Source organism: Brachybacterium sp. B718/18 (assembly GCF_055454375.1).
In genome coordinates, this window is record NZ_JBVDDO010000006.1 from 70,397 (window position 1) to 92,096 (window position 21,700).

Below are 21,700 nucleotides of genomic sequence, written 5' to 3' on the forward strand. Positions count from 1 at the left end.
GCTCAGGACTCCTCCTCGGGGACGTCGGGGGCGGGCGGGGTGTCGGAGGCGCGGGCGGTGCCGGGGGCGTCGGCCGCCCCGTGCCGCTGGTCGCGGCGCCGGCGCAGCGCAGCCCTCCGGGAGCTCGGCTCCCCCTCGTCGGCCTCGGTGTGGTCCTGCGGGACGTCCTCGGCGCTGCTGAGGTCGGAGCCGAGGGCGTCGGAGCCCTCCGCGCCGAGCCCCTGGGAGTGCATCAGCGCGCCGCGGCGGGTCTCCTCGGAGAGCGCCTGCGACCACGGCAGGTCCTCGACGTCCTCGGACCGACGGCGACGGCGGCGCAGCACGCGGCGGTCCTCGACGTCGTCGGGGACCTCGTCGTGGCCGAACAGCTGCCAGGCGCGATAGGACAGGGCGACGCCGAAGGCGGTGATGCCCAGCGCGATCACGATCGCCGTGAGCACCATCGCGAAGGGCAGCGGATCGGTCATCTCCGCGGGATCCCCCGTGCCCTCGAAGGGCGGCAGCCCCTGCCGCCCGGCGGCGACGATGAACAGGACGTTCACGCCGTTGCCGAGCAGCACGAAGCCGAGGATCACTCGGGAGAGGGTGCGCTCGAGCACCAGGTACACGCCGCAGGCGATGAGGATCCCCGCGGTGAGCAGGAGCAGCAGACTAACGGGCATCGAGATCGGCCTCCTGGTGCTGGTCGATCTGGGCGCCGAGCGAGCGCAGGAAGTCGAGTATCACGCCCACCACCACGAGGTAGACGCCCACGTCGAACAGGAGCGCGCTCGGGAAGTGCAGCTCGCCCAGCAGGGGCACGTCCACCACCGGGGTAGCGGTCGCGAAGATCGTCCCGCCGAACAGGAGCGGCAGCACCCCGGCCACGACCGCGATCGCCATGCCGCTGCCGAGCACGAAGCCGGCCTGCACGGGCATCGCCTCGGACAGCTCGTAGCGGCCACCGGCGATGTAGCGCAGGGCGAGCGCGAGCCCGGCCACCAGGCCGCCTGCGAAACCGCCGCCGGGATGGTTGTGCCCGGCCATGAGCAGGTACAGCGAGAACATCATCGTCATCGGGAAGGCGATGCGGGTGACCACCTCGAGGATCACCATGCGCCGTTCGGGCGCGAGCGTCAGCCCGGCCGAGAGCCAGGTGCGCCAGCGGTTGCCGCCCGCGACCTCGTCGGGGCGTGCGTCGAAGACGAGCGCGTTCTGCGGCAGCGCCGGATCGGCGCGGCGGCGCCAGATCGAGGGACGCTCCGAGAGGTCGCGGACCCGCGAGATGCCCTGTTCGCGACGGGTGACGAAGATGAGCGAGGCGACGCCGGTGGCGACCACCAGCAGCACCGAGATCTCGCCCATGGTGTCCCAGACGCGCGCGTCGACCAGCGCGACGTTGACGACGTTGTGGCCGCCGCCGATCTCGTAGGCGGGCTCGATCAGCAAGGGGCCGAGCGGGTCGGTGGACCGGGCGTCGGCCGCGTAGAGCACGGCGCCGCACAGCACCACGGCGGTCGAGATCGCGATCCCCCAGCGTCCCCAGGCGCCGATCCGCAGCGGCCGCCGCGAGAAATGCAGCGGCAGGCGCCGCAGCACGAGCACCAGCACGACCGTCATCGCGGTCTCCGCGAGCACCTGTGTGGTCGCGACGTCGGGCGCGCCCGCGACGAGGAAGAGCAGGGCGATGCCGTAGCCGGTCACGGAGATGAGGAAGACCGCGCGCAGCCGCCGACGGGAGCGGGCGGCGCCGATCGCCGCGAGCGCCACCACCGGCAGCACGAGCAGCTCGATCGGGTGCTGCATCAGCACCAGGTTGTCCGGGACCGGGGCGCCGACCAGCGCCACCGGGCCGACCAGCGCGATCAGCACCAGCAGCATCGTGCCCAGGGTGTAGGGCAGGGAGCCGCGCTGGAACAGCGGCGTGACCGCGATCGCGAGCAGATCGGTCGCGCGCATCAGCTTGCGGAACAGGCGCTCCGCGTCGAGCCAGTCCTGCAGCTCCTCACGGGCCCAGCGCTGCGGCGAGACGCGCTTCTGCAGCGTGTTCAGCCAGCGCATCCGCGAGGCCAGCAGCGCACCGATCCCGAGGGTCACCGCGGAGGCCAGCAGCGGCACCCCGAGATGAGGGAGGACCACCAGGTGGATGCCCTCCTCGCTCGGCGGCAGCCCCGCGGAGACGCCCAGGAGGACCTCCTCGAGCGGCCCGAGCACGGCCACCAGCGCGATGGACAGCACCGCCACCGCGGCGGGCGGAGCCCAGAAGAGCACGGGGATCGTGGGGCGCGGCAGCGGCGGCGCACCGGGTGCGGGGCCGAAGGCGCCCTTCACGAAGCGCCACGAGTAGGCGACGGTGAGGACCGACCCGGCGACCAGGGCGATCAGCAGGATGCGATGCCACGTCTCCCCGTACCAGAGCGCCGAGTAGAGCGCTTCCTTGGCGACGAAGCCGAACAGCGGGGGGATCGCCGCCATCGACGCCGCCGAGACCGTGCCGATGAGCGCGACGACGGGGGCTACCCGACCGACATCCTGCAGCACGCGCAGGTCGCGGGTGCCGAACTTCTTGTCGATGATGCCGACGACCATGAACAGCGGGGCCTTGAACACCGCGTGGGCGAGGAGCATCGAGATCCCGGCGAGGACCGCGTCCTCGGTCGCGAGCCCGGAGATCGCGGTGAGGAAGCCGAGCTGGGAGACGGTGCCGTAGGCGAGCAGCAGCTTGATGTCGGTCTGGCGGAGGGCGCGCCAGCCGCCGAGCAGCATCGTCGCGGCGCCGAGCACGGCCAGGAGGATGCTGATCGCCTCGAGATGCGAGAGAGCGGGGGCCGAGCGCAGGATCAGGTAGACGCCCGCCTTCACCATCGCGGCGGCGTGCAGGTAGGCGGAGACGGGGGTCGGCGCCGCCATCGCCCCGGGGAGCCAGAAGTGGGTGGGGACGATCGCGGACTTGCTCAGCGCCCCGACCAGCACGAGCAGCATGGCCGTGATCAGGAAGGGATCCGCCTGCGCCCACATCGGGTCCGCCACGATGTCGGAGAGCCGCATCGAGCCGGCCGAGCTCGCCATCATCAGCAGGCCCACGAGCATCGACAGGCCGCCCGCGGTGGTCGAGACCAGCGCGTTCATCGCGGCGCGGCGGGAGGCCTGCTTGTCCTGGTAGTGGCCGATCAGCAGGTAGGAGAAGACGGTGGTGAGCTCCCAGAAGGTGAACAGCACCATCGCGTCGTCGGCGAGGACCAGCCCCAGCATCGCACCGGCGAAGGCGGTGAGCACGCCCGCGAAGCGGCCCAGCCCCGGCTCGGTGTCCGAGAAGTAGCGCGCGCAGTACAGCAGCACGATCGCGCCGATCCCGGTGGCGATCAGCGCCATCACCCAGCTCAGCGGGTCCAGGCGGAGGGCGAGGTCGACCCCGAAAGCGGGGATCCACGGGACGGAGACCTCGACGGGTGCCGCGGCGAGGGCGCGCGGGTCGATCGTCGCGAGCCAGATCGCGGAGCCCGCCGGCACCAGGGCCAGGGGGTAGAACGCATTGCGCCCCATCGTCCGCACCAACCACGGGCCGAGAAGAGCCGCCGCCAGGTGGGCGAGGAGCATCGACAGCATGCGGTCTCCGTCCGGCGGGCGTGGGGAAAGGGGCCTCGACCATTCTACGGGACCGACCCCCACCGAATCTGTGTCCACCTGAACTCCCCCGGACTCCACTGGACTCGTCTGGGCTCCACTGGACTCGTCTGGACTCCACTGGACTCCTCTGGACTCTTCACCCCCGGCGCTCCGTACAGTGACCTCATGGCCACCTCCTCGGCCCCGGCCGACCCCGGGACCCCGCTCTCCGCCCGCTTCTCCCCCCGCGAGATGCGCCGCGCCGTCGCCTCCTTCTCGGCCTGGGACGGCGGCATGTCCGCTTTCAGCTCCGTGATCCTCACCTTCGTCTTCGCCACCTATGTCGCGAGCGGCGTCGCCGCCGAGGGTGTCGTCGGCGAGGCAGCCCGGAAGGCCGCCCAGGACCACGGATCGCAGGTGCTGACGACGTGGCAGTCGATCGGGGCGATCGCCATCGCCCTGCTCGCGCCGTTGCTCGGCAACCTCGCCGACCGCGGCGGCGCCCGCAACGCACTGCTGCGCGTCACCACCCTCGGCACCGTCGCGGTCGTCGCGCTCATGCCGCTGGTGGCGCTGGACCGCGACTTCCTGGTCCTGGGCGCGGTGCTGATCGCCCTCGCCGTGGTGTTCAGCGAGCTCGCCGGGGTGTTCGTGAACTCGGTGCTGCCCGAGATCTCGACCCCGGAGAATCGCGGCCGGGTCTCGGGGACCGCCTGGGCGGTCGGCTACTGGGGCTCGATCGTGTGCCTCGCGCTCGTGCTGGTGCTCTTCGTGATGCCGGGTACCGGCCTGCTCGGTCTCCCGGCCGAGGACGGCTGGAACCTGCGCGCCATCCCGCTCTTCGTCGCCGCCTGGATCCTGATCGGTACCCTGCCGCTGATGATCTGGGCGCCGCGGCACCCCGCCACCGCCCCCGAGCAGCGGTGGACCCCCTGGCAGGGCTACGCGAGCATCATCCGCCGCGTGATCCGGGCCGTGAAGGAGGAGCCGGTGATGCTGCAGTACCTGGTGGCCTCCGCGATCTACCGCGACGGGCTCGGCGCCGTCTTCTCGATCGCGGGCGTCCTCGCCGCGAACGCCTACGGGTTCTCCACGACCGAGGTGATCATCTTCGGCATCGCCGCGAACCTGGTCGCCGGCGTCGGGGTGTTCCTCGGCGGACGCGTCGACGACCGGGTGGGGCCGCGGCCGGTGATCATCGCGGGCTGCCTCGGCATCATCGCGCTGGGGCTGGTGGTGCTGGCCTTCTCCGCGACCGTCGTGTTCTGGGCCGCGGGCCTGGCGATCTGCCTCTTCGTCGGCCCCGTGCAGTCCGCCTCGCGGAACCTGCTCACCCGCCTCTCCCTGCCGGGCCGCGAGACCGAGAACTTCGGCCTCTACGCGACCACCGGCCGGGCGCTCGGCTTCCTCGGCACCGCCGCCTTCGCGATCACGGTCGCCGTCTTCCAGGACACCCGCTCGGGCATCCTCGGCATCGTGCTGGTGATGGCGATCGGACTCGTGGCCTTCCTGCCGATCCGGCTCGGAGCCGCCGGACGGCCGGCCGCGCGGGTCTGAGCGGCGCCGCGCCGGAGCGGGCCGGGATCAGGCGGGATCAGGCGAGATCTGCCGGGTCCACCAGGAAGCCCTCGAGATCCAGCACGTAGCCGCCGACGGTCTCCACGAGCAGCCCGGCGATCAGCCCGATGCGCCGGTACGCGGCGGACCACCGCGCGGCGGTCTCGGCGTCCGGGGCCTCGAGGGCGTCCTCCTCGTCGTCGGCCGGGAGGTGCACCAGCTCGTAGTCGACGGCCTGCGCCTGCCAGCTGATGGCGGCGAGGGCGCTGTGCCGGCCGCCGCGGCCGACGCGGATCTCCAGCCGGTCCCCCGCCTCGAGCGGCACGGTCAGGCTGTAGCCCGCGCGGAGGGAGTCCTCCGGGGCGCGGTCAAGCTCGGCCTCGGGCTCGAGCGGCGCCAGCAGCTGGGCGAAGGACTCGGGGGCGAGGGCGTGCGTGCTCACCACGGTGAGGTCGCGGACCGAGAAGGGATGGGGCTCGAGGCGGGTGCCGCCGTCGGTCACGACCGCGCCGTAGAGCCGGCGACCGAGGGACCAGGCGAGGTCGAGGGCACGGCGCTCGGGTCCGAAGGGGAGACCGTCCGGGAAGGCGCGGCCGTAGCCGTGGGAGTCGACGAGCTGCTCCCCGTCGGCCTCCTCGCGCACCCGCAGGGTGTCCAGGGTCCAGCGTCCGGCCCCGCGCGGTGAGCGGTCGGGCACCAGGCGGGCCCCCTCCCCCAGGTCGATCGCTCCCTCGTCGTCGAGCTCGGCGCCGGGGCGCACGTTGCGCACCATCAGCAGGACGTCCTGCGGAGCGGTGTCGCGGGGAAGCTGCAGGCGATGCCGGGTGCGCTGATCGACGAGGGCCGGGGCGGCGTCGGCGGGGGTCACTGTCCGTCCTCCACGGGGATCCGGGTGCGATGGAAGTTCTGGGCTGAGCGCGAGGGGGTCGGCCCCCGCTGACCCAGGTAGCGGTTGAGGTTGCCTTCGCTGCCGTAGGGGCGTTCTGCCGGGCTCGAGAGGCGGAAGAAGCACAGCTGACCGATCTTCATCCCGGGCCAGAGGGCGACCGGGAGCGTGGCCATGTTCGACAGCTCGAGGGTGATGTGGCCGCGGAAACCGGGATCGATGAACCCCGCCGTCGAATGGGTGAGCAGGCCCAGGCGACCCAGGGAGCTCTTGCCCTCGAGGCGCGCCGCGATGTCATCGGGCAGGCAGATCTGCTCATAGGTCGAGGCGAGCACGAACTCGCCCGGATGGAGCATGTACGCGTCGTCCGGCGCGACGGCGACCTCGCGCGTCAGATCGGCCTGCTCCACGGCAGGATCGATCATCGCGTGCTTGTGGTTGTCGAACAGACGGAAGAAGCGGTCGATCCGCACGTCGACGGACGCGGGTTGGACCATCTCCTCCTCGAAGGGTTCCAGGCGCACGCGCCCGGCCTCGATCTCGGCACGAATGTCTCGGTCGCTCAGCAGCACGGCACCCAGCCTATCCGGCGTCGCCCGGGAGCGGACAGGACGTCCCACCTCCGGGTCCCGGTTCGCGGAGCACGCCGACGGGAGGGTATGCTGACTCGCGTCCTCCTGGACCGGAGCCCTTCGAGAAGGATCTCCTCGCAGGTGGGACCGCCTTTCGCGGGTGTAGTTCAATGGTAGAACTTCAGCTTCCCAAGCTGACAGCGCGGGTTCGATTCCCGTCACCCGCTCCAGACCCGGCCCGGCCGATCCCACGGATCGCCGGGCCGTTGCCGTCTGCGGCCGAGCGTCTGGGCCGCGCCCGCCTCCCTTCTGGGCCGCGAGTCCTGTCTCCCGGCGCCCCGCTGCTGAAACTCCGTGCCAGGCGTGACCTCAATCCCTGTGGTGGCCTGAGGTCACGCCACGCGCGGAGTTTCAGTCGGGCGGACGGGGCATGCGGAGCGGACTAAGCGGGGCAGGGGAGGGCAGCGCAGGGCAGGGCAGAGCATGCGGAGCGGACGAGGCGGGGCAGGGCAGGGCAGGCGGAGCGGACGAGGCGGGGCGGGGCAGGGCAGGGCAGGCGGAGGGTGCGGGGCAGGGCAGGCGGCGGGGCGGGGGCAGGCCCGGCGCAGGCAGGCCCGGCGGGGGCAGGGGACGTGGCGCGCGCCTCAGGTCTGTCAGATCCATGCTGACACCTGCTCCCCTCGGTGCAAGAATGCGGCATGCCCAAGATCATCGGAGGGTCCCTCGAGGAGCATCGCGAGCGCACGCGCGAGAAGATCTTCGCCGCGCTGGCGGAGCTGCTCGAGACCCAGGACTTCGAGTCGGTCACCTTCTCGAAGATCGCCGGAGCCGCCGGCGTCGGCCGCACGGCGATGTACAACCACTTCCCCGACCGGGAGACGCTGCTGGTCGAGTACGCGGTGCACGAGACCGCCGACTACATCGAGCAGCTCCGCGCGGGCGTGAGCGACACCGCCTCCCCGCGCGATGCGGTCCTCGCCTACGTGCGCACCCAGCTCGACCTGTCGGTGTCCTTCCACATGCCGCACACCACCGGGAAGACGCAGCTGAGTCCCGAGACCGCGCAGCGCATGCGCGAGCACGTGGTGATGATCGAGGACGTGCTGCGCCGGATCGTGCGCGACGGCATCACGAGCGGGGACTTCGCCGACGACCTCGACGTCGACGCGACCGTGCGCATCATCAACTCGCTGCTGGTCGGCTCGAGCGCCCGCCGCATCCCGCCGGGCGCCCTGCAGGAGTTCGTGCTCCGCTCCCTCGGCGCGGCCGCCTGAGCCCACGCTCCCCCGCCCCCGGAACGCTCCGAGGCCCCTTGCTGCGCAGGTCGCGCGCAGGGGGCCTCGGCTCGTGAGGGCGGAGCTCAGTCCTCGTCGGTGGAGCCTGAGTCCTCTTCGGAGTCCTCCTCGGACTCCGCCTTCTTCCGCGCAGCCGCCTCCTGCGTGCGGCGCTGCCGGCGCTTGGGCTTCTTCGGCGCGGTCCGCACCGGGACGGCCACCTGCTCGATCTCGGCGTCCTCGTCCTCCCAGTCCATCGCCTCGAGCGGGGCCTCGGTCTCCTCGTCCGGACGGGCGAACAGCGGGCGGGCCACCTGCTCCTGGCCGTCCTCCAGGTCCACCTCGGGGGCGGTCGCGGAGACGACCCAGCACACCAGCATGATCAGCAGTGCGATCACGGCGATGCCGAGCCGCAGGTACGGATCGGTGCCGTCGGTCGAGAGCGCGACCACACCGCTCACCAGCAGTGCGGAGACGGCGGAGGTGACCAGCAGCGCGGGCGCGGCGACGGAGCCCAGCACCGCGCGCAGGATCCCCGTCAGCACCGTGGCGGTCAGCGCCCCGGAGTGCCCCCAGGAGGCGCGTCCGCCGTAGCGGCCGCGCGCGATCACGGACTCGGCGCCCTCGAGGGTGCCGGCGGCGCCGAGGGACCACAGGCCGAGTGCCGCCGCCGTCAGCACCCCGCCCACCACGACGCCGGGCAGGGCGGCGGGGCCGAGCCCGAAGGCGGCCACGACCGGCAGCAGCACGAGCACGACCAGGGGCGTGAGCGTCGCGCGGCGCAGGGTCTCGGCGAGATCGGGCAGGTCCGCCCGGTCGCGGTCCTCGAGCATCGCGGCGCGGGTGATGACCACCGCGTCGGCGCCGAGGCGTCGAACCGCGTCCAGCAGCGACGCCGTCACCAGGAGCACCCCGATGACCCCGACCCCGAGGCCGCCCAGGACGGTCAGCGAGAGCGGGGTGAGGGCGTGCAGCGCGCGGTCCTCCCACACCGTCGCGCCGCGGGCGGCGACCTGCAACGCGGTCACCACGGGGCCGACGGCGGTCACCCCGATCATCGCCGCGGCGACGAGGAGGGCGCCGTGGGGGCCGACGGGGGCCGCGGCGGAAGCCTCCCGCAGGGTGCGCGGAGACTCCGGACGGTCCCCGAGGGCCGGGGCGAACAGGGAGGCGGAGAAGCAGGCGAGGACCGCCAGAGCGGCGAGCCCGGACTGGGCCAGGAGCGCGAGGGCGAGGCCCGGCACACCGCCGCTCAGCACGCTGATCACGCCGGCGACGATCACCGCGGCGGCCAGGACGCCCGCGGCGGCGAGCGCCGTCGAGCCGAGACCCGCGGCGAGGCCGAGCGCGCCGCCGGTGCGGCTGGTGCGCGCGGCCCGCAGCACGGTGCCGCCGTTGCGCTGGGCGCTCCCGCCCAGGAGCAGCACCGCGGCGAGCGCGACGATCGCGCCGAGACCCAGCGCCGCAGCGGTGACCGCGCTCGGGGAGATCGTGTACAGGGTGAGGACGTCGAGGAAGGCACCGGCGTCCCGGCCGTCGTCCGTCGCGGAGACCCACTGGCTCATGTCCTCGACGGCGGGCAGGATCTGCTCCTCGAGGGCGTCGCGGGCCACCGGCTCGGAGCCGGCGATCGCGGGATCGGTGAACATGTCCATGCCGACGTGGGCGAAGCGCAGGTCCTGATAGGCCGAGGGCAGCCACAGGGCGGCGGCGACCACGAGGCCCACCAGCACCAGCCCGGCCGGGATCAGACCGCGCAGCCGGATCGCGTCGGCCTCCTGGCCGATCTCGTCGGCGCGCAGCGGCAGCAGGGCCACGGCGCCGGTCGCCAGCAGCGCGGTGCCCAGGGCGAGCAGCACCACGAGGATCCCCTCGGCGGCGAGCACCGGCACGCCGAGCATCACCCCGAGGGCGGCGCCGGCCGTGGTCAGGGCGACGAGGTCGGCGCTCAACCCGGCGCCGCGACGGAGCATCCCGGCGGTGCGCAGCAGGGGGCCGCCGAGGTTCTCGGCGTCGTCCGTGGTCTGGTCGTTCTCGTCCACCCCGACCAGCAGTGCGGAGGCGGCGGCCGCGGCCTCCGACGGGGCGAGGGTCACGCGGATCGCGAGCGCGGAGAGCGCCGCTCCCGCCGCGAGGGACATCAGCGCCGAGGAGCCGCCCTCCTGCAGGAACCACAGGATCAGCGTCACCGGGAGCACCGCGAGCGCGAGCGCCCCGGCGACGGACAGCGCGCCGAGGCGGGTGATCAGCCCGGTGCGCCGCTCCTCGGGCAGCACGAGCGCCGCGAGCTGCAGCGCGAGGCCCCGCCACGCGGCCAGCGGGCCGAGCAGCAGGCCCGCGAGCAGCATCGCGGAGCGCAGCAGCCGGTCATCGGTCGTCCCGGGGACCAGCCACAGCAGGCCGAGGGCGGGCACGCCCACCCAGAGCAGCAGCCAGCCGGCCGCCGAGAGCTGCTGGCCGATCCGTCGGCCCAGCTCCCCGTCGATCTCGTCGGCCTCCTCCGCGCCGCGGAGCCGGGCGGGGACCACGGTCCCCAGCACGAGCGCGGCGATCGAAAGGGCCGCGAGGACGAGGAGGGTCACGGCGAGGTCGTCGCCCAGGGGGAATTGCGTGATCAGATCCACGGAGCAGTCTTCCGACGGTGGGGCGCGGGCAGGGCGGTCGCGGGACCGGGTCTCAGGCCAGCAGGGACAGGTCCAGGGTGGTGGGGGCGCCCTCCACGATGCGGATCGGCACCCCCCAGTCCTGCTGGTGCATGTGGCAGGCCGGGAACTCGACGGCCGGATCGGCGTCGCACGAGGCGGCGCGCGCGCTGACGTGCAGCACTCCCTCGGTATAGGCGGGATCGAGCTCGAGGGTGCGCTCGAGCGCGGTGTCGACTCCCCCGCCCGAGGTGAGCATCGAGGCGGGCGTGGTCGAGATGGTGACCTGCGTGGACGGGCCGAGCGAGTCGTCGAGCTTGTGCCCCTCGGGCGGGGTGAACAGCACCCGCACCGTGAGCGGGCCGGGGCCCACCTCGGTCGCGGGACGCTCGGAGCGCTGGGCGCCCTCGTCGATGATCCGCTCGGCGGCCGGGGCGACGGGCACCCAGGTGACGCGGTGCGCTCCGGACTCGACGACGATCAGCTGGCCGATCCCGTCCACGGGCGGACCGACGATCGCGGCCGACGGTTCGTCGAGGTCGGTCGCGACGGTGACGACGGCGGCGGGGCCCGAGCCGTCGCCCTCGTCGATCAGCCGGATCGCGCCGTTGTAGGTGTCGGCGACGGCGATGCGGCCGTCCGGCAGCGCGGTCACCGAGAGGGGATGCTGCAGGCGGGCGACGTCGGCGGGGCCGTCGACGTGGCCGAAGTCGAACAGGCCCTGCCCCACGAGGGTCGCCACCCGCATGGTCTGCGGGTCCAGGACGCGCACCGCGGAGGTCTCCGAGTCGGCGATGACGATGCGGCCGTCGGGCAGCTCGTCGAGGCCCGAGGGCTGCGCCCACCAGGAGGTCACGGCCGGCCCGTCGACGAGCCCCTCCTGGGTGGTGCCCGCGAGCACCAGCAGCGCCCCGGTGACCGGGTCGAAGGTCCACAGCTGATGGATCCCGGCCATGGCGATCACGGCCCGGTTCAGGGCGTGGGACCAGGTGAGGTCCCAGGGGGTGGAGAGGGAGTAGGAGCGGGCGTCGCCCTCGCCGCGGGGCAGGGCCTCTCCCTGCATCCACTGCGCGCCGGTGCCGGCGACGGTGGTGACCTCGGTCGCGGTGCGGGAGCGCAGCAGGCGGTCCTGCCCCACCTTCACCCCGCGCAGGAGGTGGTTCGCGGTGTCGGCGACGAGCAGGTCGTAGCCGACCTCCGCGGCGACCTCGAGCGGCAGGGCGAGGACGCCGTTGGGCTCCGCGAAGGAGGCCTCGGCCCCGTCCCCGTCGGCCGCGCCGCGGGTGCCGGTGCCGATGATCTCGTCGACGGTGGCCCCGTCGGCCTGGAAGACGACGAGCCGGTGCTGCCCCGCGTCGGAGACCACGAGGCGGCCGTCGGGGAGGGTGACCAGCTTCGAGGGGAAGCGGAGGGTCTGCGGGACGCGCTCGGTGAGCACGGTCGGGGCGGGCCCGCGGCGCAGGGCGCCGTCGGCCTCGGCCTCGGCGACCAGCCGGCCGACGAGGGCGTCGAGGTTCGCGGCGTGCCCCTCGCCGGAGAGGTTCCCGGCGATGCGGCCCTGCGTGTCCAGCACCATCAGGGTCGGCCAGGCGCGGGCGCCGTACTCGGACCAGGTGGTCAGCTCGGGATCGTCGAGGACGGGGTGGGTCACCTCGTAGCGCTCGATGTTCGCGGCGAGCGCGTCGGGGTCCTTCTCGAACTCGAACTTCGGGGAGTGCACGCCGACGACGACGAGCTCGTCCGCCCACTTCTCCTCGAGGGGACGCAGCTCGTCGAGCACGTGCAGGCAGTTCACACAGCAGAACGTCCAGAAGTCCAGCAGCACGATCTTGCCGCGCAGCGACTCCAGGGAGAGCTCCGCGCCGCCGGTGTTCAGCCAGCCGCGGCCGGTGAGGGCGGAGCCGTGGGCGCGGGCCGCGAGGGGCGCGGAGGGGTCGATCGGAGTGGTCATGGGGTCCAGTGAACACCGCACCGGCTCGCGGTGGCGAACTGAGGTGACATGGGTGGACATCCGTGCCCGGGCGGGTCGCCCGGGCGGCGGCATGTCACCAGGTGTCGATCCAGGCGGCCAGATCCGGGTCGGTGAGGGCGGCGAGGGTCAGCTCGGCGACCGGGGCCGGGGCGCCGGGCGTGGGCACCCCGATGAGCCGCAGCCCCGCGGCGCGGGCGGCCTGCGCCCCGGTGCCGGAGTCCTCGAGGGCGAGGGCCTCCGCGGGGTCGACGCCCAGGGCGGCGGCCGCCGCGGCGTACATGTCGGGGGCGGGCTTGGCGCGCTCGACGGTGTCCGAGGCCTCGAGCACCGTGAAGTGCTCGCGCAGCCCGCCCGCGGTGAGCTTGTGCTCGAGCGCCTCGAGCCAGGAGTTGGACGCGCAGCCGAGCGGGACCTTCGCGCTCGCGCGGGCGAGCGTATCGGCGGCCCCGGGCATGAGCCGGATCCCGCCGGCGAGCTCGCGGTCGAACTCGCGGTGGAGCGCCTCGAGCACCTGCGCCTCCTCGCGGCCCGCGCGGGCGGCGAGGATCTCGCCGGCGACCTCGATGGTCGAGCCGTGCAGCAGGGCGTCGTCCTCGGGGGTGAGGACCGCGCCGATCTCGGCGACGACCGTGTCCTGGGCGCGCTGCCACACCGACTCGGTGTCCAGCAGCAGGCCGTCGCAGTCGAAGACCACGGCGCGCGGGGTCCAGTCGCCGAAGACGGCGGCGAAGCGGGCGGGGACGGTCATCGGCGCACCTCCCAGGTGGAGATCCACGCGGCGAGCGCGGGATCGGCGAGCGAGTCGAGCCGGCGGGGCGCGAGCGGCTCCTGGCCGGGGATCGAGGGCACCGCGATCAGCTGCAGCCCGGCCGCGACGGCGGCCTGCGCACCGGTCTCGGAGTCCTCGAGCCCGAGGCAGTCGGCGGGATCGGCGCCGAGGGCGCGGGCTGCGGCGAGGTACATGTCCGGAGCCGGCTTGGGCGCGGCGACGTCCTCGATCGCGATGCTCGCGTCGACGAGGTCCGAGAGTCCGAGGCCGGCGAGCTTCCGGTCCAGCATCTCGCGGGGCGAGTTGGAGGCGATGGCCACGGGCACCCGGTCCGCCGCCGCGCGCACGGTCTCCAGCGCCCCGGGCAAGGGGGTGAGCTCGTCCTCGAGGTGCCGGCGGTGCTCGGCGAGCAGGTCCCGCACCACCTCTTCGGGGGCGCGGCCGACGGCCTCGGCGATCGTCAGGACGACCACCTCGGCGGCGCGGCCGGTGAGGGCGCGGCGCAACGTCGGGTCGAGCGCCGTGCCGTGCCGGGCGAGGTACGCGTCCTGCACCTGGACCCACTGGCCCTCGGTGTCCACGAGCAGACCGTCGCAGTCGAAGACGACCGCGGCGGGCGACCAGCTCGGCGGCCAGGTGTCCAGCGGCGACGGGGGCAGGGGCGCGGGCTCGGTGCTCATGATGCCCCCAGCGTATCCACGCTCCCCGCCCGCGACGAACCCGGCCGCGGCGCTCTCCGCTCAGGCGGCCGCGGCGAGACCCCGCTCGAGATCGGCGAGGATGTCGTCGATGTGCTCGAGGCCGACGGAGAGGCGCACGAAGCCGGGCGCGACGCCCGCGGCGCGCTGCTCCTCCTCGCTCAGCTGCGAGTGGGTGGTGGAGGCGGGGTGGATCACGAGGCTGCGCACGTCGCCGATGTTGGCGACGTGGGAGTGCAGGGTGAGGGCGTCGACGAAGCGACGACCGGCCTCGATGCCGCCGGGCAGCTCGAAGCCGAGGACGCTGCCCGCGCCGCGCGGAAGGTAGCGCTCCGCGGTCCCGTGGTGCGGGGACGACGGCAGGGAGGCCCAGGTGACGGTCCCGACCCGGTCGTCGGCCTCGAGGAACTCGGCGACGGCGCGGGCGTTCTCCAGGTGGCGGTCCATGCGCAGCGGCAGGGTCTCGAGACCCTGCCCGATGAGGAAGGCGTTGAAGGGCGAGACGGCGGGGCCCAGGTCGCGCAGCAGGTTCGTGCGGACGCGGGTCGCGAAGGCGGCGGGCAGGCCCGCGAAGACCAGGCCGTTGTACGACTCGTCCGGCTCGTTGAACTGCGGGAACCGCGCCGGGTCGGCGGAGAAGTCGAAGCTGTCGCCGTCGACGATGACGCCCGCGATGGAGGTGCCGTGGCCGCCGAGGAACTTCGTCGCGGAGTGGACCACCACGTCGGCTCCGTGCTCGAGGGGGCGCAGCAGATAGGGCGTGGCGACGGTGTTGTCGACAATCAGCGGGACGCCGACCTCGTGGGCGACGTCCGCGACGGCCCGCAGGTCGGGGATGTCCTGCTGCGGGTTCGGGATGGACTCGACGAAGAAGGCGCGGGTGGTCTCGTCCGCGGCGGCGCGCCAGGACTCCGGATCGGTGGGGTCCGCGACCCACTGCGGGGAGATGCCGAGACGGCGGAGGGTGTGCTTGAAGAGGTTGAAGGAGCCGCCGTAGAGGCTCGGGGAGACGACCACCGAGTCGCCCGCCCCCGCGAGGTTGAGGATCGCGAGCGAGATCGCGCTCTGCCCGGAGGCGAGCAGCAGGCCCGCGGCGCCGCCCTCGAGGGCGGCGATCCGATTCTCGACCACGGCCTGCGTGGGGTTGGTGATGCGGGTGTAGATCGGGGCGGCCTCGGCGAGCGCGAAGCGGTCCGCGGCCGACTGCGCGCTCGGGAAGACGAAGCTGGTGGTCTGGTGGATCGGCAGAGCCCGCGAGCCGGTGTCGCCGTCGGGGGTCTGGCCGGCGTGGATGGCGAGGGTCTCGAACTTCTGGGGCTGCGCGGGGGTGTCGCTCATGGCGTGCTCCTGGGGTCGTGGTCGATGGCCACAGCCTCACCCGTGGCCGCTCCCCGGTCGAGGACTGTGAACATCTGTGTCCCTCCCCTCAGGCGCCGAGCTCGAGCACCTCGCCCTGCCAGCGGCGGCGCAGCCAGCGGTCGTGGGAGGCGATCAGCACCGTCCCGTCCCAGTCCTCGAGCGCGCTCTCCAGCCGGGTCGCCGTGACCAGGGCGAGATGGTTCGTCGGCTCGTCGAGGACGAGCAGCTCGGGCGGGTCCAGGAGCACCGCGGCGAGGAGGACGCGGCGCAGCTGGCCGCGGGAGAGGGCGGTGAGCGGTCGGGGGAGGTCGCGGGGGTGGACCAGCCCGAACAGCTCGGGCACGGCGTCCGGATCCTCCAGTCGCGCGGACCGCCGCAGGTGCTCGCCGACGCTCCGGCCGGGGACCGGCTCGTCGTCCTGGGCGAGGTGGCCGATCCGGAGACCCCGGGGGCGCGAGAGCGTGCCGGAGGTCGGGGCGAGAGCTCCCACCACGAGGTCGAGCAGGGTCGACTTCCCGCTGCCGTTGGGTCCGGTGACCAGGAGCCGCTCCCCCGCCCCGAGGCGCAGATCGGTCGGGCCGAGGCGGCCGGCGACCTCGACCGCGTGCGCCGCCACGAGCTCGCCGCCGGGGGCCCGGCCGACGGCCGCGGGCAGGTGGGTGAGATGCAGCTCCGCGGGCGGCTTGCGCACCTGCTCCTCCTCGAGCCGGGCGAGACGCTGCTCGGCGTCGCGCACATGGCGGGACACCCGCACGGCGTTGCGGTCGGCGAAGTACTTGCGGGCCATCCGCACCTCGGCGCGCACCTGCGATTCCCGGCCCAGGGTGTGGGCGTCGCGCGCGACCTCCCGCAGCCGGCGCAGCTCCTCCTGCTCGTGGCGGTAGCGGTGCTCCCACCGGTCGCGGGCGTCGAAGCGGGCGAGCAGGTAGTCGCTGAACCCCCCGGTGTAGGCGGTGAGGCCGCCGTCGGGCCGGGTGATCGGGCTCTCGGCGGGGTCGAGGTCGAGCTGCGCGGCGGTCGCCTCGTCGAGGAAGGCCCGGTCGTGACTCGCGAGCAGCACCGGCCCGCGATGGGCGGCGATCGAGGCGGTGAGGAAGGCGGCGGCCTCGTCGTCGAGATGGTTCGTGGGCTCGTCGAGCAGCCAGGTGGTGGGGCGGGCGATGAGCAGGTGGGCGAGGGCGAGTCGCTCGCGCTGGCCGCCGCTGAGGGCGCCGAGGGTGCGCTCGGCGGGCAGCGCCTCGAGGCCGAGGCCGGCGAGCACGGCGTCGGCCCGGTGGTCGGCGTCCCAGACGTCGGCGAGGGTCGCCTCGAGGAGCAGCCGGTTGTACTCGCGCTCCGCGGCGGCAGCATCCGTGTTCGTCTCGGCCGTACCGGTCGCGGCGAGCGCCTCGCCCGCGGCGATCAGCTCCCGCTCGAGGCGACGGGAGCGGGCGAGCGCGTCCTCGACCAGCTCGTGGACGGTCGTGGAGGCGGGGACGGGGAGGTCTTGGCGGAGCAGTCCGACGGGCCCGGGGACGCGCAGCTCGCCGCGATCCGGGACCAGCTCTCCTGCGAGCAGACGCAGCAGCGTCGACTTCCCGCTGCCGTTCTCGCCGAGCAGACCGGTGGGCGTGCCGGCGGACACCACGAGGCTCACGTCCGTGAGCACGGGACGATCGGGGAAGGCGAAGGACAGCCCGTCGCCGCGCAGGTGCAGCGACCGGTCGGGCGCAAAGGCGTCACGAGGCGCCGCGGCGACACGGGTCGCGGGGGCGTTCGGGGAGGCGAAGGGGTGGGCAGGCATGGATCAGCTCCGGGAGGGGTCGGCGTCGACGGTCGGGGGCTGATCAGATCCACATGCTGCCAGGGTAGGGGGTGCGCGGCGGCGGGGTCGAGCGATTTACGGCGCGGTGAGCGCGGCGACGGCGGTGCGGATCCCGCCGGGGTCGCCGGTCCGACGGGGATCGCGGGGGAAGCGGGCGAGGGCGTCCCGGGCGGCGGGGACGTCCGCCCCGGCCAGGAGCGCGACGAGCGCGGTCCGCAGCTCCCCGTCGGCCGACCGCAGCATCTCCTCGGCCGCCGCGGGCTCGGCTCCGGTGGCCTGCACGAGCAGGCGCACGGTGCGGCCGACGAGCTTCGCGTTCGTGGCCCGGACCTGCACCATGAGGTTCCCGTAGGTCGCGCCGAGGCGCACCATCATCGCGGTCGACAGGGCGTTCAGGGCGAGCTTCTGCGCGGTGCCGGCCTTCATCCGGGTCGAGCCGGTGATCACCTCCGGGCCGACGTCGAGCAGCACCGCCACGTCGACTGCTGCCGCGAGGGGCGCCCGGGGGTTCGCGGAGATCAGCGCGGTCGGCATCCCCGCGGCGCGGGCCGCGCGCAGGGCCCCGCCCACGAAGGGGGTGCGGCCGCTCGCGGCGAGCCCGATCACCACGTCCCCCGGGAGGCACTCGGTGCGCACCAGGTCGGCCCCCGCCTCCGCATCGTCCTCGGCACCCTCGACCGCCTCGAGGAAGGCCCCCGGCCCGCCCGCGAGGTGGGCGGTGACCATGGACGGGTCCGCATCGAAGGTGGGCGCGAGCTCGACCGCGTCGAGCACCCCCAGGCGTCCCGAGGTGCCGGCACCCACGTAGTGCACGGTCGATCCGGCGGAGATCGCCGCGACGCCGATCTCGACCAGTTCGGCGAGGGGGCGCGACTGCGCCTGGACCGCCGCGGCGACGCGCGCGTCCTCGCCGAGGATCACCCCGAGGATGCCCTCGGCGTCGCGGGCGTCGAGGTCCTCGCTCGCCGCGAGGCGCTCCTCGGTCGGCGAGTCGAGGCGAACCACGTCCTCGTCCTCGGCCTCCGCCGCGGGGGCGCGGGCGTCCGGGGCGGCGGGCTGCTCGGGCATCGATCCTCCAGGGGTGGGGCGGCCCCGTCAGGCTACCGGTGGGCCTCCCGGGCGGGGCCCGGGGACGGAGCACCTGCGGGCGCCCCGCCTACGATGGGTCCCTGAATCCGAGGGAGGGATGGACGATGGACGAGACGACCCAGGGGGCGCGGATCGCGGTGATCGCGGGCGACGTCGGGGCCACCCACGCACGGCTCGCGCTGGCCCCGCTCGGCGGCGGCGTGGTCGCCGAGGCGACCGGTCCCGGGGGGAACCTGCGCTCCTCGGGCCCCGCGGCCCTGGATCACCTCCAGGAGACGGTGCGCGCGGTCCTCGACGACGGCCGGCGGCAGCTCGGGGAGGACCTGCGGATCGCCGGGGTCGCCCTGGGCATCTCCGGCGCCGGTCCGGCGCGCGCGGCGGAGGTGCGCCGTGCCGTGGGCGAGCGGCTGGCCGACCTCGGCATTCCCACGGAGCGTCTGCTGGTCACCGACGACCTGCACACCGCCTTCCTCTCCGGCGGCGTCGGCGACGACGGCCTGCTCGTGCTCGCCGGGACCGGGGCCGTCGCCGTCCGCTTCCGGGACCGCGCGGCGATCGCCCGGCGCGACGGCATGGGCTGGCTGCTGGGCGACATCGGCTCCGCGGTGTGGCTCGGCCGCCGCACCCTGCAGGCCGTCGCCGCGGACCTCGACGGCCGCGGTCGCCGCACCCTGCTCACCGAGCGGGTCGGCGACCTGCTGGACCTCGATCTGCGCGACGGGCTGCTGCCGCCCTCCCCCACGGGCGATCCGCGGCAGGACCTGATCCGTGCCCTCGACGAGCTGCTCCCGGCGGGGGCGCCCGCCGCGCTGGGCCGCTTCGCCGCCGTCCCCGGCTCGGTGCCCGAGGACCCCGCGGCCCGCGAGATCCTCGACACCGCCGCCCGGCACGTGCGGGACACCGTCCGGGCCCTGGACCCCGAGGTCGAGCTGCCGGTGGTCCTCGCCGGCTCGGTGCTCGCCACCCCGGGTCCGATCCGCGAGGAGGTCCTCACCGGCCTGCGCGCCGAGGGCCGCTCGGTCGCGACCGTGGCCGATGCGGTGCCCGGGGCGCTGCTGCTCGCCCGCGAGCTCGCGGCCGGGGCCGCAGCCGGTGCCGCGGCCGGGGCCGACGGATGACCGGGCCCGACTCCCCGGCCGCGCCACCCCGTCCCACCCGTCGGCGGCGCGCCCGCCGTCGGACCCGCCGCCGGCTGCTCTCCGAGAATTTGCGGATGCTGCTGTCCTTCCTCGGCGCGGTGCTCGCGGGCGGCCTCGCCGCCCTCCCGCTCCTCGACCTGCTGGATCCGGACCTGCCGCCCGACGAGCGGCTCGCCCCGCTGCTCGTGGTCATCATCGTCACCGCCTCGGTCTACTCCCTCCTCTTCGCCGTCCTCACCTATGCCGCACTCCGCCGCAGGCCGCGCCGCGAGCTGCTCGCGACAGCCCGGCTCACCCGGGTGCGTCGGGGTGTTCCCGAGTACCGCTGGCTGGTGGGCCGCGCGGGAGCCTGGTCGGAGGTGCTGCAGCTGCTGCTGGTCGCCGCCCTCGCCGCCGTCCTCCTCGCGACCCAGCCAGAGCGCCTCTCCCTGACCGCGCTGCTGCTGCTCACGATCGGGGCTCTGGCCAGCGCCTGGATCGCCGCGGTGGTGACCTTCGCGATCGAGTACGCGGCGGAGGACGCCTACGGCGAGGCCTTCTCCCTCGCGGGCACGCCGGTCCCCGAGCGGGTGCTCGCCGACTACGTGTACGGGGCGGTGCTGGTGCAGACCTCGGCCGGCCCCTCCGATCTCGGGCCGCGCACCGCCGCCGCGCGCTCGCTGGTGCGCGGGCACGTCATCCTCGCGCACGTCACCAGCACCATCATCATCACCCTGGGCGTCTCGGCGGTCCTCACGGTCGTCACCTGAGGCGGCGGAGGGGCGACTAGGATGGCGCCGTCCGCCCGCCGCGACCCCCGCGCCACCCGTCCCGGAAGGCCTCACCCGATGCCCGAGCTGTCCCACCCGATCCCCACCCGCGAGAAGGTGCTGGTCATCGGCGCCGGCCCGGCGGGACTGGCCGTGTCCGCGGCGCTGCAGGCCCTCGAGGTCCCCTTCGACCTGGTGGACCGCGCGAAGCACGTCGGCGGGATCTGGGACCTCGACCGGGCGGACAGCCCGGTGTGGCCCGCGATGGAGATGATCTCCTCCCGCCGCACCACCCAGTACGAGGACCTGCTGCGCCCGGTCTCCTACCCCGAGTTCCTGCGTCCCGAGCAGATGGGCAAGTACCTCCGCGCCTACGCCGCCCGCCACGACCTCACCGAGCACTTCCGGCCCGGGGTCGCGGTCCGCCGCGCCCGTCCCTTCGAGGACGGGGTGTGGGAGGTCGAGCTGTCGACCGGCGAGATCATGATCTACCGCGCCGTGGTCTCCGCCCACGGCATCTCCGAGCGTCCCCACCGCCCCGAATGGGCCGCCGACGCCCCGCGGTCCGTGCAGGTCATGCATGCGAAGGACTGGGCCGGGGCCGACGGCCTCGAAGGCCGCCGCGTGCTCGTGGTCGGCTCCGGGCAGTCCGCCGCCGACATCGCCGTGGACGCCGCCCGCCGCGCCCTCGAGGTGCGCTGGTCGATGCGCACCGGCCACTGGGTGGTGCCGCGGCGGATCGCCGGCCGCCCCGGGGACGTGGCCCTCACGCGCGAGCCCTCGCGGCTCGGCGGGCTCAACGACCGCATCGCCGAGACCGTCATCGCCCGCACGGTCGGCCGCCCGCAGGACGTCGGCATGCCCGCGCCCGAGGCACCCCTGCTCGAGGACCAGGTGATCATCTCCGACGACGTGCTGGACCGTGTCCGGGAGGGTCGGATCACCGTGGTCGGCGAGGTGACCGGATTCCTGGAGGACGGCACCCTCACCCATGACGCCCCCCGCGGCAAGGCCGGACACCGCTCTTTCGCCGCTGATCTGGTGGTCCTCGCGACCGGCTACGAGACCGGCGCCGACCATCTGCCCGCGGAGGTCGTGCCCCGGACCGGGCAGGGCGACCCGGATCTCTTCCTCGGCGCCTTCCCGCGCGGCCGTGACGATCTCGTCCTCCTCGGTCAGCAGCGGGTGTCCGGACCGGCGCTGCCGATCCTCGTGCAGCAGGCGGATCTCGCCGCGTACCTGCTGAAGGCCACCCTCGACGGCGAGGCCGCGCCCACCTCCGCCCGGACCGCCCTGGCCGAGTTCCGCCGCCTGCGCGCGGGCTCCGAGTCCGCGGTGCCGACCGCGCCCGCCGAGGGCGAGGGCGGTCTGCGGGAGCGGCTCGGCGATCTCGTCGGCGCCCGGTCGGCGCGTCCCCGCCAGGCGGCGCGCAGCGCGCGGGATGTCGGGGACGATCTGGTGCCCGCGGCCGACGGCGCGACGCTGCTCGCGCGCCTGCGGACCGTCCGCGCCCTGTTCGAGGCCGTCGCCCGCGCCTGAGGCGTAGGTCGGGTCCGGTGCCTGAGGCGACCGCCGAACTCAGCGGAGTCCTCCGCCAGGCTGCGG

The 21,700-nt window shown here is 74.4% G+C and carries 16 protein-coding genes and 1 tRNA gene; 6 read left to right on the forward strand and 11 right to left on the reverse strand.

The window, feature by feature from the left end:
- Nucleotides 1–2 precede the first annotated feature (2 nt).
- A complete protein-coding gene (locus ACZCAH_RS10765) occupies nucleotides 3–662 on the reverse strand; it encodes a Na(+)/H(+) antiporter subunit C (RefSeq protein WP_464341074.1) in 660 nt (219 codons plus the stop codon).
- The gene (locus ACZCAH_RS10770) at nucleotides 652–3,585 is read right to left on the reverse strand and encodes a Na+/H+ antiporter subunit A (protein ID WP_464341075.1); all 2,934 of its coding nucleotides are present in this window, start codon (nucleotides 3,583–3,585) and stop codon (nucleotides 652–654) included. The genes ACZCAH_RS10765 and ACZCAH_RS10770 overlap by 11 nt, the downstream gene beginning before the upstream one ends.
- A gap of 186 nt (nucleotides 3,586–3,771) precedes the next feature.
- Between ACZCAH_RS10770 and ACZCAH_RS10775 the strand changes: the two genes are divergently transcribed.
- Entirely contained in the window at nucleotides 3,772–5,142 is a 1,371-nt protein-coding gene (locus tag ACZCAH_RS10775; RefSeq protein WP_464341076.1) for an MFS transporter, read from the forward strand.
- Between the two features lie 37 nt (nucleotides 5,143–5,179).
- Here the strand turns inward: ACZCAH_RS10775 and ACZCAH_RS10780 are convergent, their stop codons facing one another.
- Both ACZCAH_RS10780 and dcd read right to left on the reverse strand, forming a co-directional pair.
- The gene (locus tag ACZCAH_RS10780; protein ID WP_464341077.1) at nucleotides 5,180–6,010 is read right to left on the reverse strand and encodes a hypothetical protein; all 831 of its coding nucleotides are present in this window, start codon (nucleotides 6,008–6,010) and stop codon (nucleotides 5,180–5,182) included.
- Entirely contained in the window at nucleotides 6,007–6,600 is a 594-nt protein-coding gene (dcd, locus tag ACZCAH_RS10785) for a dCTP deaminase (RefSeq protein WP_464341078.1), read from the reverse strand. The genes ACZCAH_RS10780 and dcd overlap by 4 nt, the downstream gene beginning before the upstream one ends.
- Nucleotides 6,601–6,756: 156 nt before the next feature.
- On the opposite strand from dcd, the gene ACZCAH_RS10790 reads away from it, so the two are divergent.
- Both ACZCAH_RS10790 and ACZCAH_RS10795 read left to right on the forward strand, forming a co-directional pair.
- Nucleotides 6,757–6,830 (forward strand) — tRNA-Gly (locus ACZCAH_RS10790).
- Nucleotides 6,831–7,298: 468 nt separating this feature from the next.
- The gene (locus tag ACZCAH_RS10795; protein ID WP_464341079.1) at nucleotides 7,299–7,874 is read left to right on the forward strand and encodes a TetR/AcrR family transcriptional regulator; all 576 of its coding nucleotides are present in this window, start codon (nucleotides 7,299–7,301) and stop codon (nucleotides 7,872–7,874) included.
- 86 nt (nucleotides 7,875–7,960) lie between these two features.
- Here ACZCAH_RS10795 and ACZCAH_RS10800 read toward each other — a convergent pair whose 3' ends face one another.
- The 7 genes from ACZCAH_RS10800 to ACZCAH_RS10830 all read right to left on the reverse strand — a co-directional run bounded on the left by ACZCAH_RS10800 (nucleotide 7,961) and on the right by ACZCAH_RS10830 (nucleotide 18,186).
- A complete protein-coding gene (locus ACZCAH_RS10800; RefSeq protein ID WP_464341080.1) occupies nucleotides 7,961–10,498 on the reverse strand; it encodes a pyrophosphatase in 2,538 nt (845 codons plus the stop codon).
- Nucleotides 10,499–10,550: 52 nt separating this feature from the next.
- Nucleotides 10,551–12,467, reverse strand: coding sequence for an NHL domain-containing thioredoxin family protein (locus ACZCAH_RS10805; RefSeq protein ID WP_464341081.1), 1,917 nt, complete (start codon nucleotides 12,465–12,467; stop codon nucleotides 10,551–10,553).
- Between the two features lie 94 nt (nucleotides 12,468–12,561).
- Nucleotides 12,562–13,236 carry an HAD family hydrolase gene (locus ACZCAH_RS10810; RefSeq protein WP_464341082.1) on the reverse strand — a complete coding sequence of 225 codons (675 nt, stop codon included), beginning with the start codon at nucleotides 13,234–13,236 and terminating at the stop codon, nucleotides 12,562–12,564.
- On the reverse strand, nucleotides 13,233–13,937 hold the full coding sequence (locus tag ACZCAH_RS10815) for an HAD family hydrolase (protein WP_464341083.1): 705 nt from the start codon (nucleotides 13,935–13,937) through the stop codon (nucleotides 13,233–13,235). The genes ACZCAH_RS10810 and ACZCAH_RS10815 overlap by 4 nt, the downstream gene beginning before the upstream one ends.
- A gap of 60 nt (nucleotides 13,938–13,997) precedes the next feature.
- Nucleotides 13,998–15,293 carry an O-acetylhomoserine aminocarboxypropyltransferase/cysteine synthase family protein gene (locus ACZCAH_RS10820; RefSeq protein ID WP_464341084.1) on the reverse strand — a complete coding sequence of 432 codons (1,296 nt, stop codon included), beginning with the start codon at nucleotides 15,291–15,293 and terminating at the stop codon, nucleotides 13,998–14,000.
- Between the two features lie 88 nt (nucleotides 15,294–15,381).
- The gene (locus ACZCAH_RS10825) at nucleotides 15,382–17,097 is read right to left on the reverse strand and encodes an ABC-F family ATP-binding cassette domain-containing protein (RefSeq protein WP_464341085.1); all 1,716 of its coding nucleotides are present in this window, start codon (nucleotides 17,095–17,097) and stop codon (nucleotides 15,382–15,384) included.
- A 96-nt stretch (nucleotides 17,098–17,193) separates the two neighbouring features.
- Nucleotides 17,194–18,186 (reverse strand): N-acetylmuramic acid 6-phosphate etherase, encoded by a 993-nt coding sequence (locus tag ACZCAH_RS10830; RefSeq protein WP_464341086.1) that lies wholly within the window; start codon nucleotides 18,184–18,186, stop codon nucleotides 17,194–17,196.
- A 125-nt stretch (nucleotides 18,187–18,311) separates the two neighbouring features.
- Between ACZCAH_RS10830 and ACZCAH_RS10835 the strand changes: the two genes are divergently transcribed.
- The 3 genes from ACZCAH_RS10835 to ACZCAH_RS10845 all read left to right on the forward strand — a co-directional run bounded on the left by ACZCAH_RS10835 (nucleotide 18,312) and on the right by ACZCAH_RS10845 (nucleotide 21,634).
- Entirely contained in the window at nucleotides 18,312–19,325 is a 1,014-nt protein-coding gene (locus tag ACZCAH_RS10835) for an N-acetylglucosamine kinase (RefSeq protein ID WP_464341087.1), read from the forward strand.
- Nucleotides 19,326–19,420: 95 nt separating this feature from the next.
- A complete protein-coding gene (locus ACZCAH_RS10840) occupies nucleotides 19,421–20,095 on the forward strand; it encodes a DUF1345 domain-containing protein (protein ID WP_464341088.1) in 675 nt (224 codons plus the stop codon).
- A 78-nt stretch (nucleotides 20,096–20,173) separates the two neighbouring features.
- Entirely contained in the window at nucleotides 20,174–21,634 is a 1,461-nt protein-coding gene (locus tag ACZCAH_RS10845; protein WP_464341089.1) for a flavin-containing monooxygenase, read from the forward strand.
- Nucleotides 21,635–21,700: the final 66 nt, after the last annotated feature.